General features: G+C 70.9%; 14 protein-coding genes. 5 read left to right on the forward strand and 9 right to left on the reverse strand.

Features of this window, described 5'->3' with window-relative positions; all coding sequences use genetic code 11:
• Positions 1 to 62: 62 nt before the first annotated feature.
• The 4 genes from rplL to DEJ14_RS12750 form a co-directional block, all read right to left on the reverse strand.
• Entirely contained in the window at positions 63 to 443 is a 381-nt protein-coding gene (gene rplL, locus DEJ14_RS12735; protein WP_017888664.1) for a 50S ribosomal protein L7/L12, read from the reverse strand.
• Between the two features lie 51 nt (positions 444 to 494).
• The gene (gene rplJ, locus DEJ14_RS12740) at positions 495 to 1,010 is read right to left on the reverse strand and encodes a 50S ribosomal protein L10 (RefSeq protein ID WP_111084245.1); all 516 of its coding nucleotides are present in this window, start codon (positions 1,008 to 1,010) and stop codon (positions 495 to 497) included.
• Positions 1,011 to 1,275: 265 nt separating this feature from the next.
• Entirely contained in the window at positions 1,276 to 2,793 is a 1,518-nt protein-coding gene (locus DEJ14_RS12745; protein ID WP_111084246.1) for a sensor histidine kinase, read from the reverse strand.
• Positions 2,790 to 3,530, reverse strand: a complete 741-nt coding sequence (locus DEJ14_RS12750; RefSeq protein ID WP_017888661.1) for a response regulator transcription factor — start codon at positions 3,528 to 3,530, stop codon at positions 2,790 to 2,792. Before DEJ14_RS12750 ends, DEJ14_RS12745 begins: the two co-directional genes overlap by 4 nt.
• A 104-nt stretch (positions 3,531 to 3,634) precedes the next feature.
• Here DEJ14_RS12750 and DEJ14_RS12755 point away from each other — a divergent pair, with 104 nt between their 5' ends.
• From DEJ14_RS12755 to DEJ14_RS12765, 3 genes are read left to right on the forward strand one after another with little or no spacing between them, the layout of a single operon-like run.
• Positions 3,635 to 4,672, forward strand: a complete 1,038-nt coding sequence (locus DEJ14_RS12755; protein WP_146249685.1) for an acyl-CoA dehydrogenase family protein — start codon at positions 3,635 to 3,637, stop codon at positions 4,670 to 4,672.
• Entirely contained in the window at positions 4,669 to 6,024 is a 1,356-nt protein-coding gene (locus tag DEJ14_RS12760) for a PIG-L family deacetylase (RefSeq protein WP_258373183.1), read from the forward strand. The genes DEJ14_RS12755 and DEJ14_RS12760 overlap by 4 nt, the downstream gene beginning before the upstream one ends.
• Complete coding sequence (locus DEJ14_RS12765; protein ID WP_258373184.1) at positions 6,021 to 6,731, forward strand: glycosyltransferase; 711 nt, start codon at positions 6,021 to 6,023, stop codon at positions 6,729 to 6,731. The genes DEJ14_RS12760 and DEJ14_RS12765 overlap by 4 nt, the downstream gene beginning before the upstream one ends.
• Positions 6,732 to 6,740: 9 nt before the next feature.
• On the opposite strand, the gene DEJ14_RS12770 is transcribed toward DEJ14_RS12765, so the two are convergent.
• Together DEJ14_RS12770 and DEJ14_RS12775 are read right to left on the reverse strand one after the other, a co-directional pair.
• Entirely contained in the window at positions 6,741 to 7,661 is a 921-nt protein-coding gene (locus DEJ14_RS12770) for a glycosyltransferase family 2 protein (protein WP_111084249.1), read from the reverse strand.
• Positions 7,658 to 9,091 (reverse strand): oligosaccharide flippase family protein, encoded by a 1,434-nt coding sequence (locus DEJ14_RS12775; protein ID WP_111084250.1) that lies wholly within the window; start codon positions 9,089 to 9,091, stop codon positions 7,658 to 7,660. The genes DEJ14_RS12770 and DEJ14_RS12775 overlap by 4 nt, the downstream gene beginning before the upstream one ends.
• A 160-nt stretch (positions 9,092 to 9,251) precedes the next feature.
• Between DEJ14_RS12775 and DEJ14_RS12780 the strand changes: the two genes are divergently transcribed.
• Complete coding sequence (locus DEJ14_RS12780) at positions 9,252 to 10,796, forward strand: ABC transporter permease (protein WP_111084251.1); 1,545 nt, start codon at positions 9,252 to 9,254, stop codon at positions 10,794 to 10,796.
• A 134-nt stretch (positions 10,797 to 10,930) separates the two neighbouring features.
• Positions 10,931 to 11,608 (forward strand): ABC transporter ATP-binding protein, encoded by a 678-nt coding sequence (locus tag DEJ14_RS12785; RefSeq protein ID WP_111084468.1) that lies wholly within the window; start codon positions 10,931 to 10,933, stop codon positions 11,606 to 11,608.
• A gap of 60 nt (positions 11,609 to 11,668) precedes the next feature.
• Here DEJ14_RS12785 and DEJ14_RS12790 read toward each other — a convergent pair whose 3' ends face one another.
• The 3 genes from DEJ14_RS12790 to DEJ14_RS12800 all read right to left on the reverse strand — a co-directional run bounded on the left by DEJ14_RS12790 (position 11,669) and on the right by DEJ14_RS12800 (position 14,547).
• Positions 11,669 to 12,610: a TolB family protein gene (locus DEJ14_RS12790; RefSeq protein ID WP_111084252.1), complete on the reverse strand. Its 942-nt coding sequence runs from the start codon at positions 12,608 to 12,610 to the stop codon at positions 11,669 to 11,671.
• Positions 12,611 to 12,719: 109 nt separating this feature from the next.
• Positions 12,720 to 13,559: a carbohydrate ABC transporter permease gene (locus tag DEJ14_RS12795; RefSeq protein ID WP_111084253.1), complete on the reverse strand. Its 840-nt coding sequence runs from the start codon at positions 13,557 to 13,559 to the stop codon at positions 12,720 to 12,722.
• Positions 13,552 to 14,547, reverse strand: a complete 996-nt coding sequence (locus DEJ14_RS12800; protein WP_111084254.1) for a carbohydrate ABC transporter permease — start codon at positions 14,545 to 14,547, stop codon at positions 13,552 to 13,554. Before DEJ14_RS12800 ends, DEJ14_RS12795 begins: the two co-directional genes overlap by 8 nt.
• Between the last annotated feature and the right edge of the window lie 90 nt (positions 14,548 to 14,637).

Consider the following 14,637-nt stretch of genomic DNA (forward strand, 5'->3'; position numbering starts at 1 on the left):
CCGGCAACGACGAAGGCCGCCACCCCGAGGGGCAGCGGCCTTCGTGAACCGAACGGTCGAGACTACGCGAGCTCGATCGTGGCGCCAGCGGCCTCGAGGGTCGCCTTCGCCTTGTCGGCGGTCTCCTTGTTCGCACCCTCGAGGATCTTTGCGTCGGCGGTCTCGACGAGCGCCTTGGCCTCACCGAGGCCGAGCGACGTCAGGCCACGGACCTCCTTGATGACCTGGATCTTCTTGTCACCAGCGGACTTGAGGATGACGTCGAACTCGGTCTTCTCCTCAGCGGCCTCGGCCGGGGCAGCGGCGGCCGGAGCGGCAGCAGCGGCCGGGGCAGCAGCGGTGACCTCGAAGACCTCTTCGAACTTCTTCACGAAGTCCGAGAGCTCGATGAGCGTGAGCTCCTTGAAGGCCTCGATGAGCTCGTCCTGCGAAAGCTTCGCCATGATTTTCTCCTACTACTAGCTAATACGTGTGGTTGTGGAACGCGAGCCTGATCAGGCCGCGGACTCCTGCTTCTCGCGAAGGGCGTCCACGGTGCGGACGGCCTGCGAGAGCGGGGCCTGGAACAGGTACGCAGCACCGAACAGCGAGGCCTTGAAGGCGCCGGCGAGCTTGCCGAGCAGAACTTCACGGGACTCGAGGTCGGCGAGCTTGTCCACCTCGGTCGCGGAGAGCGGGTTACCGTCGAAGTAACCACCCTTCACCACGAGCTCGGGGTTCGCCTTGGCGAATGCACGCAGCGACTTCGCGACGGCGACGGTGTCACCGTGGACGAAGGCGAGAGCGGACGGACCGGCGAGTTCCTCGTCGAACGAGGAGATGCCGGCGTTGTTCGCCGCGATCTTGGTCAGCGTGTTCTTCACCACGGCGTACGTGGCGTGCTCACGGATCGAGTTGCGGAGCTCCTTGAGCTGCGCGACCGTGAGACCGCGGTACTCGGTGAGCAGAACGGCGTTCGAGCTACGGAAGGACTCCGTGAGCTCGGCGACCGCAGCTTCCTTGTTCGCCATGGTTCTCCTTGGGGTTTCTTGCCGGTAGCCCCAGGTCCACGAACGAAAAAAGCTCCGGCGCAGAGGCTCGGAGCTGCTCTCACCAGATGGTGGGAGTGGTTCGGAACACCTGCGCGGGATGCCTCACGAGTGAGGACCTTCGGTCACGCTGCGAGCAGCACGACATCCGGCGGTCTTTGGCTTCGAGAACAGTAGCAGATGCCGTGGACGAGACCAAACGGCGGTCGGGAGGCGCGGTGCGGGCCCGCCCCGCGCCTCCCCAGCGTCAGTGGGTCGCGTCCACCGCGGCGGGCGTCCCCGACCAATCAGCGGACACCGCAGAAGCGGCCGACGCGGCCGACGCGGACTCCGACTCCGACGCGGCCGACGGATCCACCGGCAGGTGCACCGTGAACACGGTGTCGCCCGGCTCGCTCGCCACCTCGACGCTCCCGCCGTGCGCCTGCACGACCGCGTCCACGATCGCGAGCCCGAGCCCCGTCGACCCCACGGTGCGCGATCGGGAGCTGTCGGCACGGGCGAACCGCTCGAACAGCTTCGGCAGGAACTCCGGGTCGATGCCCTGCCCGGTGTCCCGCACGGTCAGGTCGACACCGGCGCCCGACGGCGACGGCGCAAGGCCCACGGTGATGCGCGTGCCCTCGGGGGTGTGGGTCCTGGCGTTCGTGACGAGGTTCACGATGACCTGGTGCAGGCGCGCGGCGTCCCCCACGACCACGACGGGCGACGACGGCACGTCGATCTCGATGACGTGCTCCGGCGAGGCAGCGTGCGCGTCGTTCACGGCGTCGAGCACGAGCCCGGTCAGGTCGACCTCGTCGAACTGGATCTCGCGCCCCTCGTCGAGGCGGGCGAGGAGCAGCAGGTCCTCGACCATCGACGTCATCCGGATGGACTCGGACTCGATGCGGCTCATCGCGTAGACGACGTCCTTCGGCAAGTCACCGCCCATCCGACGGGTGAGCTCGGCGTACCCGCGCACCGAGGCGAGCGGGGTGCGGAGCTCGTGCGAGGCGTCGGCGACGAACTGCCGGACCTTCTGTTCGGACCGTTCCCGGGCCTGCATCGCGCTGCCGATGTGCCCGAGCATCCGGTTGAAGGCGCTGCCGACCCGGCCCACCTCGGTGCGGGGGTCGGTGTCGGGCACGCGGACCCCGTCCAGGGCGTCGCTGCGGTCGAGCGGCATCCTTGCCACGGTCGAGGCGGTCTCGGCGACGCGCTCGAGCGGGCGCAGCGAACGCCGGACCACGACGGCGGCGACGATCGAGGCGGCGAGCAGCGCGGCGCCGACGACGATGACGACCACCCAGAGCAGCGACCAGACACTGGCGTAGACCGGGGCCATCGGCAACCCGACGACCAGCACGGCGGGACCGACCGTCACGGCGGTGAGCCGGTAGCGACCGATGTCCGAGCCGAGGTCGACGGTCTCGGGGTCGCCGCCCACGCGGACCTGACCGAGGGCAGTGGCGCTCGACTGCGTGATGGCACTGGGGCGCCCGTAGTCGTCGAGCACGTTCGCGATGACGACCTGCCCGTCGACGAAGTACGCCGTCAGGGTGCCGGCGGCCTGCCCGGACGGGCGGGACAGGTCGATGCTCGGCTGTCCGTTCTGGTTCTGCTCGAGGTAGCGCTGTGCCCGGTGGGTGGCACTCGTGATCTGCTTGTCGATGGCGCCTGTCTGGATCGAGGAGAGCGCGATGATGCTCACCGCCCCGATCACCGCGCTGACAGCGACGACGAGGGCGACGATGCTCAGGACGAGCCGACGCCGGAGGGTCACGAGGTGGGCTTGATGACGTACCCGACGCCGCGCACCGTGTGGATCATCGGGGTCTCGCCGGCGTCGATCTTCTTGCGCAGGTAGGAGATGTAGATCTCGACGACCGAGGACTTGCCGCCGAAGTCGTACGACCACACGCGGTCCAGGATCTGCGCCTTCGACAGCACGCGACGGGGGTTGCGCATCAGGAACCGGAGGAGCTCGAACTCGGTGGCGGTCAGCTCGATCGGCCGGCCGGCACGGTGCACCTCGTACGACTCCTCGTCGAGCACCAGGTCGCCGACGACGATGCGGGAGTCGCCCGCCTCGGAGATCGAGATCTGCGAGCGGCGGATGAGGCCCCGCAGTCGCGCCACCACTTCCTCGAGCGAGAACGGCTTCGTGACGTAGTCGTCGCCGCCCGCGGTGAGCCCGGTCACGCGGTCCTCGACGGAGTCCTTCGCGGTGAGGAAGAGCACCGGGGTGTCGTCGTTGTTCTGCCGCAACCGGCTGAGCACCTGCAGTCCGTCGAGGTCCGGCATCATCACGTCGAGCACCATCGCGTCGGGCTTGAACTCCCGCGCCGTCGTCAGGGCGTCCTGCCCGCCGTTCGCGCTCTTGACGTCCCAGCCCTCGTAGCGGAGCGCCATGGACAACAGGTCGGTGAGGCTGGCTTCGTCGTCGACGACCAGGATGCGCAACGGGGTTCCGTCGGCACGCGTGAGGCGCGGGGCTGCTGCAGGCTGGGAGATGGTCACGTCTTCGAGTATCGAGGAATTCCTATGAGCTGTCTGTGGGCCGCCCCTCCGCGCTCTGTGGATCGCTCCGAGAGCACTCGGCCGCTCCTTCGTAGGTTGGGGGGATGCTGCGATCCTCCGCTTGGCCACCGTCCGCCAGGCACGTCGACACCGCGGGGATCGAGGGGACGGCCGGGAGGCCCGGCTCGAGCCCGGCAGACCGTCTGACGGCCGCGCGCACGCTCGCCGCCACCACCCCGCTGCTGTCCGCAGGGACCGCCGGCGGATTCCTCGCCACGCTCGCCGCCGTCGCCGCGGGCGACGTCGCGACCGCCCGCACCGTCGAACCGCACCTCGACGCACTCGGCATCCTGCACCAAGCCGACGTGGCGGTCCCTGCCGGTTCGACCTGGGGCGTCTTCGCCGCCGAGGGCCCCGACCTCCGCCTCGACGCCACGGCGCAGGACGACGGGACGGTGCTCCTGACCGGCACGAAGCCGTGGTGCTCCCTCGCCTCGACGCTGTCCCACGCCCTGGTGACCGCACACGCCGGGGCCGACCGCGTCCTCGTCGCCGTCGACCTGCGGCAGGACGGTGTCACCGCACACGACGATGCCTGGGTCGCCCGGGGCATGCCCGACGTGCCGAGCGGCCCGGTGGACTTCGACGGCGTCCCGGCACAGGTCGTCGGCGCACCCGGCTGGTACCTGCGACGGCCTGGTTTCGCGTGGGGCGGCATCGGTGTCGCGGCGTGCTGGTGGGGCGGCGCGGTCGGACTCGGGCGGGTCCTGCGCTCGCTGGCCGCAGCCCACCCGGAGTCCGAACTGCTGCAGGCCGCCCTCGGTGCGACCGTGCTCGACCTCGCGGACGCCGAGGACGCCCTCGCCGACGCCGCCGCCCGCATCGACCGCTCCGAGGCCCCCGACGCTCCCGACGTCGACTGGCCGCTGCTCGCCCAGACGGTGCGCTCCCGGGTCCGTCGGAGTGTGGACTCCGTGCGCGAGCGGGTCGTCGCCACCGTCGGCCCGGCGCCCCTGACCTCGGACCCCATCGTCGCGGCACGGGTTGCCGACCTCGAGCTGTACGTGCTGCAGGACCACGGCGCACGCGACCTCGCCCGCATCGGCCGGATCGTCGTCGAGCGCGGCGGTGTCGCGTGGTGAGCTTCGACCACCGCGAGCCGGGCACCGACCCCGCGGCGTGGACCCCGTTCCTCGACTCGGTGCCGACCACACCGGTGGACCTGGACGGCATCCGCTCGGTGATGGTCGTCGCGCCGCACCCCGACGACGAGACCCTGGGCGCCGGCGGACTGATCGCCAGCGCCGCGGACGCCGGGATCCCTGTGCACGTCATGCTCCTGACCCGCGGCGAGCGCTCCCACCCGGACTCCCCCACCACGACGGCGCAGGAGCTGGCGGACGTGCGCGACGGCGAACTCGTCCGCGCTCTCGCCACGCTGCACCCCGGCGCCACGGCGACGTCGTTCGGGATCCCCGACGGCGGCACTCGGGAGCACCGGGACGAGGTCACCGACGCCCTGCGGCGAGCGCTCGACGACGCCGTGCGGCCGACGCTCGTGGTGGCGCCGTGGCGGGGGGACGGTCACCGGGACCACCGCATCGCCGGTGAGGTCGCCGAAGCGGTCACCGCCGAGGCCGACGAGGTGTCGCTGCTGACGTACCCGATCTGGGCGTGGCACTGGGACGACCCGTCGGCGTCCGCGCAGCCGTGGGACCGAGCCCGGGTCCTGCCGCTGGCCGACGCCGTCCGGGAGCGGAAGCGCGCCGCCCTCGACGCCTACGCCTCGCAGATCCGCCCGCTGTCCGGTGCCGCCGGGGACGAGGCGATCGTCGACGACCGGCACGCCGCGCACCACCTGCGGTCCACCGAGTGGTTCTTCGAGCCCGAGCCGACGGCGTCCCGCTCGCGGGAGTCCTTCGACGCGCACTACGAGCGGAAGCCCGAGGGGTGGGACTTCGAGGGCTCCTGGTACGAACGCCGCAAGCGTGCCGCGACGCTCGCCGCGCTCCCCCAGCAGCGGTACCGGTCGGCGCTCGAACTCGGGTGCGCCACAGGCGTCCTCACCGCCGCGCTCGCCGAGCGGGCCGACGCCGTCCTCGGCACCGACATCTCGGCCGCGCCGTTGGCACAGGCCGCGGTCCGTGCGCCGGGGGCCCGGTTCGTGCAGGCCTCGCTGCCCGCCGAGTGGCCAGCGGGTCGGTGGGACCTCGTGGTGATGTCCGAGGTGGGCTACTACCTGTCCCCCGCTGACCTCGACGCGACGATCGACCGCGTGCTGGCCTCGCTCGACGACGACGGCGTGCTGGTCGCCTGCCACTGGCGGCACCCCGACGACGAGGCGGTGTCGAGCGGTGACGCGGTGGACGCGCGGCTCGCGGAACGGTGGCCACGGCCGGCCCTCGTCCGTCACGTCGAGCCGGACTTCATCCTGAGCGTGCTGCCCGGACCCGGCGTCGAGTCGGTCGCGCGGGCCGAGGGGCTCGTCCGGTGACCGCCTCCCCTGGAGTCGTCCGCATCGACGTCGTGGTGCCCGCGCACGACGAGGAGGACCGCATCGCCGCCTGCCTCGACGCCCTGCTCGCCGCACGTGCCCGGCTCGCCGAGGAGTACCCCGCGGTGCAGGTCTCGGTGACCGTCGTGCTCGACGGGTGCACCGACGACACGGCCACGGTCGCTGGGCACTTCCCCGTCGACGTCGTCCCGACCCCGCACGTCGGGGTCGGACGAGCGCGCACGATCGGCGCCACGCACGCGCTCCGTCAGCACCCCGGTGACCCGGCGACCCGCTGGCTCGCCCACACCGACGCGGACTCACGTGTGCCGGTGGGCTGGCTCGTCCAGCAGGCCGACGCCCTCCGGTCCGGGGCGCACGTGCTCGTCGGTGCCGTGGTCCCCGATCCGGAGGACCTCGACCCCGTCGTGCTCGCGCGCTGGACGCAGGCGCACCCGCCCGGCGCCGCGCTCGGACACGTGCACGGCGCGAACCTCGGCGTTCTAGCGGCTGCGTACCTGGCGCTCGGCGGGTTCGACCCCGTCCCCGAGCACGAGGACGTCCGGCTCGTCGAGCGGGCGCACGCGATGGGGTTCCGCGTGGACGCGACCGTCGACCGACCGGTGGTGACGAGCGGGCGGTTCGCGGGTCGGACGCCCGGCGGCTACGCGGAGCACCTGCGTCGGGCGTACGGCGACGCGAGCTGACCGTCGGACTCAGACGGACGTGGGGCGTCCGCCGGAGTACCGCTCGAGCCACCCGGCCAGCGTCCCCAGTCGGATCGCCGCGCGGCGCCGGTGCCGACGCCCGAACGGTGCTCGGACGATCGACCACCCGGTCGCCAGGACTTCGCGGACGACCTCGCGCCGCTGCCAGGCTGCGCCTTGCGTCCGGTGCCGGGCGACCAGTGCGTGGTCCCAACGTGCGTAGTGCCGGTGGTTCCGGAACAGCGCGACGGAGCTCCGCCGGAGCCGGTACTGCACACTCGCAGTCGGCTCGAAGCACGTCGGGTACCCGAGGTATGTGGCCCGCCAGGCGAGGTCGATGTCCTCCGCAGCGCCGAACTCCGGGTCGAACCCACCCGTCTGCTCGAGGACGGTCCGACGCAGGCCCAGGTTCGCCGACGATGTGTGCGGGAGGTGGCCGAAGCGCACCACGGGCCACGGCTGCTGGACGGCTTCCCACATCCAGCCGTCGTTGAGCGCGTCCTGCAGCAGGGGCCCGGTGCACACTCCGGCGCGCTCGAGCCCACGGACCATCCCCTCGACCCAGCTGTCCGACACGACGTCGTCCGCATCGCAGAACAGCACCAGGTCCGTTTCCAGTCGGCGCCATCCGGCGTTCCGCGCAGCGCTCGGCCCGCGGACCGCCGACGAGTCGATCACCATGGTCCTCCAGCGGGCCGGCCACTCGATCGCGCGCAACAGCTCCGCGACGAGCCGCACCGGTTCGCCGTTGCAGCTGATCACCAGGGTCACCGCGCCCTCCCAGGTCTGCCGGACGAGTGCGTCCAACTGCGCTCCGAGGTCGTCGGTGCCCCCCGGGCCGACCGGGACGACGATGCCGACCGACGGTTGGTCGTCGTTCGCGCCGATCGGCGCGGTGCTGCTCGGGCTCCGCCCCGCGTGGGGTGTCATCGCCCACGACCAGTCGCGCTCGGCAGACCGCGCAGGAGCGGTCGATGGAGGACGCCGCGGACGGTCGGGAAGGCGACGGACACCAGGCCAGCCGCCGCCACGCCGAGGACCGCTGGCAGGAGCACACCGCCCGCAGGGTCCGAGGACACCACGTCGCGCGCAGCCACGGCAGCGAGGGCGGCGACCCCGCTCGCCGTCGCAGCAGGCACCACGGAGACCGCGAGGTCCCGGAGCCGCAGGCTGGTGCCCCAGGTGGACACCAGGAAGGCGGGCACGACCAGGATGACGCAGGTTGCCGCGTACCCAGCAGCCATCCCGCGGAGTCCCCACTGCGCCCCGACGGCGATGCCGGCGATCACGACGGGTTGTGTTACGAGCGCCCACCGCAGCTGACGCCCGGACCGGCCGCTCGCGACGAAGTACCAGACCGCGGAGAACCCGGCTGCCTGTGCGCCGCCGGCGACCGCCAGGAAGGGCAGGAGTCCAGCGGACCCGATCCACGCCGCACCGAACAGCAGTCGGACGACTGGCTCGGCCAGCACGCCGAGCAGCGTCAGCACCGGCCACGCGAGCAGCGTGACCATGCGGACGAGCTGCCGGTAGCGGCGTCGCGGGTCGACCTCGGCTGCTGCCAGTGCCGGCACGGCGATCCGCTGGACCGCTGCACCGATCTGGTCGAGCGGGAGCGTCATCAGCTGCATCGCCTGGACGTAGAGACCGGCGGCGGCCGGACCGAACAGGACCGCGGCGAGCACACGGTCACCAGCACGTGCGACGAGGGAGACCAGCTGCACGAGCGAGACGTCCCGCGCGAGCCCGGCCATGGAACGGACCCCGGCCCACGGGGCCGCGGGGCCTCGGGGCACGTTGCGGACCACGATGACACCGACCGCGACGGCGACCCACAGGACCACGACCTGAGCGACCATGGCGATCGGCCCGGCACCGGAGGACGCCAGGACGATCGACAAGACGGCACCGAGGACGACCGAGATCGACTCGATCGCCACGACCCTGGCCATCTCGTGCCGACGAGCCATGCCGGCGATCGGGACCGCCACGAACCCGGCGAGCGGGAACGCCGTCGCCACGACGAGCAGCAGCGTGCCGTACGGCGCCCACGGCACGACCAGGAGGACCGTGAGCCCGGCACAACCGACCACGGCCGCGAGGAGCACGCCGACCAGGGTGCTCGCCCGGTGCAGTGCGACCATGACTGCGTTCGGCTGATCCCCCGACCGCAGCACGACCGCGGCGAACCCGCTGTTCCGGACGAGCTCGAGGACGATCCCCAACGCCAGCACCGTGGCGGCTGTGCCGTACGCATCGGGACCGAGCAGCCGCGCCACGACGACGTTCGATGCGATCTGCACGGATGCGCGCAGAGCCGTGCCGGCCAGGCTGATCAGTCCGCTCCGCACGATTGCCACGCATCCAACATATCACACGACAGGGAATCCTCGTGGGCTTAGACGGCTCATAGGCCATCGATGGGTCGGCCACTGAGCGGCTGCCTAGGTTCTCCTCCGTCGGCCCCGCCGTGCGCTCTGCACGGCCGGTGACCCCAGCCGGCCACCACCGAGGAGAACCATGTTCCTGACCTACCTCAGGCGCGAACTCACGAACCGCAAGAAGCAGACCGTCATCATCGCGATCGGCATGGCGTTGGCCATCGCCCTCGTGGTCATCGTGTCCTCGATCGCCGGCGGCGTGAAGGCCGCGCAGTCGAGCGTGCTGCAGTCCGTGTACGGCGTCGGCACCGACATCACCGTCACGAAGACGACGACCCCGAGCGCGTCGGGCTCCGGTCGACCGAGCTTCGACTTCGGCAGCCAGAGCGGTGACGACAGCGACAGCAGCGGTTCGACCGACCTGTCGCAGTCACGGCTCGCCGTCGCCCGCGGCACGAGCACGCTGAGCGCCGCCAACCTCACGACCGTGACGGGCACCGACGGCGTCAAGGCGGCCACCGGTGTCCTGACCCTCGAGAACAGCACGTTCTCGGGTGAGGTCCAGCAGTCGACCGACGGCAGCAGCTCCGACAGCAGCGGCACGGACAGCTCCACCCAGCAGGGTCCGCCGAGTGGTGACTCCGGCCAGGGCGGCGGCTTCGGCGGCGGCTCGTTCAACGTCGACTCGTTCACCGTGACCGGCATCCCGGTCTCCGGCGACGCCGTCGGCCCCCTGACCAGCACCGAGCTCACCAAGGGCCGCACGTTCACCGCGAAGGACGCCGGCAAGGACGTCGTCGTGCTGGATGCGTCCTACGCGAAGAGCGAGTCGAAGGCGGTCGGCGACACCGTCGACATCGGCGGCACCGACTTCGAGGTCATCGGCATCGTCACCTCGACCGGCTCGTCGTCGACCACGGGCTCGAACACCTACATCCCCCTCGACACCGCGCAGGCGCTGGCGGACCTCGACGGCAAGGTCACCTCGATCTACGTGTCCGCCGAGTCCTCGTCGGACGTCAGCGCGATCAAGACCGCCCTGCAGAAGAAGCTCACCACCGCCACGGTCTCCACTGAGTCCGACCTGGCGTCGAGCGTCTCCGGTTCGCTGAGCACCGCGTCGAGCCTCGTCTCGAACCTCGGCACCTGGCTGTCGATCGTGGTGCTGGCGGCGGCGTTCCTCATCGCGATCCTCTTCACGATCTCCGGCGTCACGAGGCGCACCCGCGAGTTCGGGACCCTCAAGGCCATCGGCTGGTCGAACGGCCGCATCACCCGGCAGGTCGCGGGCGAGTCGCTCGTGCAGGGCCTGATCGGCGGCGTCCTCGGCGCAGCGGCCGGCCTGATCGGCATCCTCGTGGTGAACATCATCAGCCCGACCATCTCGGCGAGCGCCTCGAGCACGACCGGTGGCGGCGGCGCGGGTGGCGGCGGCGGCATGCCCGGTGGCGCGGCGACCGCGGCCGCGGGCAGCGGCACGACGGGCGGCGCCCCGGCCGGCGGCTTCGGCGGCGGCGCGAGCACCGCGTCGACGACCGACGTGGTCCTGCACGCCCCGGTGACCGTCGAGGTCATCCTGCTGGCGATCGGCCTCGCGATCCTCGGTGGCCTCATCGCCGGCGCACTCGGCGGCTGGCGCGCGAGCAAGCTCCGTCCGGCCGAGGCACTGCGGAGCGTGGCCTGATGCCCGGCCCCGCCACCGGCGCGGTGCCGACCGCCGGACCCGCACCGACCCCGAGCACGCGACCAGAAGGAGTGACCGTGACCAGCACCGACACCGCACCCGGCCAGGCGGAGGCGAGCCGCGCCTCCAGTCCGATGTACCGGCTGACCAACGTCAGCAAGACGTACAAGCAGAAGAACCGCACCGTCACCGCCCTGACGAACGTGGACCTGACGATCCCGCAGGGACAGCTCGTGGCGATCCAGGGGCCGACCGGCGGCGGCAAGTCGACGTTGCTGCAGATGCTCGGGGCACTCGACCGGCCGACGGCCGGCTCGATCCACCTCGGCGGCGACCGCGACGTGGCGAAGCTCGGCGACCGTGCGCTGACCGACCTGCGGGCGACGGAGATCGGCTTCGTGTTCCAGAGCTTCAACCTCATCCCGACGCTGACCGCGCTCGAGAACGTCGAGACGGCGTTCGCGGGGTCACTCGCGAACCGAGCACGCTCGGAGATCCGCGAGCGGGCCACGGCTGCGCTCCGCGAGGTCGGGCTCGGCGAGCGGATGGAGCACCTGCCGGCCGAGCTCTCCGGCGGGCAGCAGCAGCGCGTCGCGATCGCCCGTGCCCTGGTGAAGAACCCCAGCGTGCTGCTGGCGGACGAGCCGACCGGCGCGCTCGACGAGGGCACCCGCGACGAGATCATGGGGCTCATCGAGAAGCAGTGGAAGGAACGCGGGCTGACGGTCGTCATCGTCACGCACGACTCGTGGGTGGCGAAGCGGGCCGAGCGTCGCCTGCACCTCAAGCAGGGGCAGGTGCGCGAGGTCTGAGGTGACCCGAATCTCGCGGTGGGCGACAGTCCTCGTGGCCACGAGCCCGAGGACTGTCGCTCAGACCGAGTCTCGACCCACCGGGTAGTCGCAGTAGGCGAACCAGCGGGAGTCCGGGGACCACGGCGGGACGTTGACCGTGCCCTGGCCGCCGTCGAGCACGACGAGGGTCTCCGGCACCGGCATGATCCGGGCGCCGCGGACGAGCATCCCGGGCAGCCGCCGCAGCTCCACGCGCTGGTCGGCCGGGTGGCCCTGCACCCCCGGCTCGTACGACAGGTAGAGCAGGTGCTCCCCGTCCGGCGAGACGTGCGGGAACCAGTTCACCCGGTCGTCGTTCGTGATCCGGACCGGGTCGGTCGCCCCTGGCCAGAGCGCGACGAGCTGTGCGGTGCCCGGCGTGAAGCGCTCCGAGTTCCACACGAGCATCTCGCCCGCGAACGAGACGCCGTCGTCGGGGTGCTCGTCGCGGGTCAGGAACGTCGGTTCGCCGGTGGCGGGGTCGACGAGTGCGACGTCGGTGGTCCAGACGCCCTCCGTGGTGCGCTCCCCGACGATCGCCGCGAGGGTCTCCCCGTCCGGGGCGATGCCGTGCAGGTAGAACTTCCGGACGACCGGCAGCGCGGTGGTGACGTCGGTGAGGGTCGCCGCCGCTCCCCCGGCCGGCACGGGCACCCGGTACAGGTCCCCGTCGCGGCCGCTCACCACGACGGAGTTGCCCGAGGGGTCGAGCACGTGGTCGTTGTTGATCTCGGGGACGCCCGGCATCGGCACCGGCAGGAGTGCGGTCTCGTCGAGGACCTGCCCGCCGTCGGCGCGCGGCAGCAGCCAGAGGTCGCCGTTCCCGTTCAGCACCAGGGCGCCGTCGTCGAGCACGTTCGGCGCCTCGACGAGCACCGTCCTCGACTCGAACACCAGCCGCGATGTCCGCGACGCCATGTCGTACACGTGCACCCGGCTGGTCTGTCCCGGCAGCAGCTGCCGCCCACGCGCTCCACTCATGCGGCCCATCCTGCCCGGAACGACGAGACTCGGGCTGCGCGACGTCGCTCGTGCTCGATGGCACGAGGACTGTCGCCCAGCCCGAGTCTCGGGGCCGGGGTGAGACCGCCTACTTCACGGCACCGGCGGTCAGGCCGGCCACGAACTGGCGCTGCACGATGAGGAACGCGATCACCACGGGGATCGAGACCACGAGGGACGCGGCCATGATCTGGTTCCAGTACACGTTCGTCTGCGTCGAGTACTGCTGCAGACCGACCGCCAGGGTCTGCCCGTCGCCGTTGGTCATGACCGAGGCGAAGAGCACCTCGCCCCAGGCCGTCATGAACGAGTAGATGCCGACCGCCACGAGACCCGGACGGGCCGAGGGCAGGATGACCCGGAACAGGGCACCCATCGGGCCGGAACCGTCGACCATCGCGGCCTCGTCGAGCTCACGCGGGATCGTCTCGAAGTAGCCGGCGAGCATCCAGATCGAGAACGGGAGCGTGAACGTCAGGTACGTGATGATCAGGCCGGTCCAGCTGCCGACGAGCTGGATGCCGAGCGAGTTCCCGAGGTTCGTGAAGATGAGGAACAGCGGGAGCAGGAACAGCACGCCGGGGAACATCTGGGTGGAGAGCACCGCGGTGGTGAAGGTGCTCTTGCCCTTGAAGTTCCAGCGCGAGACACCGTAGGCGGCGAACGTCGCGATGATCAGCGAGAACACCGTGGCGACCGTGCAGACCACGAGCGAGTTCACGAAGTACTTGCCGAGCGGCACCGTCGACCACATGTCGATGAACGGCTGGATGGTGATGTTGGTCGGGATCCACGTGAAGTCGTTCTGCACGTCACCGAGCGGCTTGATGGCCGTGGTGATCATCACGTAGAGGGGCACGACCGTGAACAGGGTCAGGATGACCAGGGTCACGACCTTGAAGGACTTGGCGCCGAATGTCTCACGCACGGACGGACCTCCGGTTGGTCACGGCGAGGTAGATGCCGGTGACGATGAGCAGGAAGATGAGGAGCAGGACGCTCATCGCGGCACCGGAGCCGAAGTTCCAGGTGATGAACGACGCGTTGTAGATGTGGAAGCTCAGCAGGTCCGCGGCCGGGGGCTGCGCGGTCGAGCCGAACAGCACGAACGGCGTGTTGAAGTCGTTGAAGGTCCAGAGGAACATCACGAGCACGAGCGTCACGTTGACCGGGCGGACCATCGGCAGCGTGATCGAGCGCCACTGCCGGAAGGGCTTCGCGCCGTCGACCGAGGCGGCCTCGTACACGTCGTTCGGCACGGACTGCAGGCCGGCCATCAGCATCAGGAACGCGAAGGGCCAGGTCTTCCAGATCGCCACGACGACGACGGAGACGAAGGCGTTCGAGCCGATCAGCCAGAACGGGCCGGTGCCGTTGAACAGGTGCAACTGGTCGACCAGCACGTGGTTCACCGCGCCCGAGTCACGCTGGAACATGAACTTCCAGGTGATGATGCCGGCGTACATCGGCAGCGCGTACGGCACCAGGAACAGGGTGCGGAAGAGCCCGCGGCCCCTGAACGGCTTCTGCAGTGCGACCGCGGCGGCCATGCCGAAGGTCCAGGAGAGGCCGACGACGAGCACGGTGAAGCCGCAGGTGATCAGGAACGAGTGCAGGACGCCCTTGCCGATCGCCTGGTCGAAGTCGACGACGACCGAGTAGTTGTGCAGTCCCGCGAAGGGTGCAGCGCCCCAGTTGGCGATGAAGTACTTGGTGAGCTGGATGAACGAGATCCAGATGCCGGTGAGCATCGGGACGATGTGGATGAGCAGCTCGAACAGGATGGCCGGCGCGACGAGCGCGTAGGGCAGCCAGTTGGTCTTGCGCTTGCGACCTGGCGGACGGCCCGACAGCGTCGAGCCCTTCGTGTGCGTCAGGTCGATGCGCTCCGCATCGGGCAGGACCGTCGTGGACATGGGCGGGGGCCTTTCGGCAGGAGGGGGTTCGGGTGCTTCGCACCCCGGTCCGTGGCAGCGGACGGGAGGCACGGCGTGCGTGAGACGGAA

This window comes from Curtobacterium sp. MCJR17_020, from assembly GCF_003234365.2.
In the GTDB taxonomy this organism is placed as follows: Bacteria; Actinomycetota; Actinomycetes; order Actinomycetales; family Microbacteriaceae; genus Curtobacterium.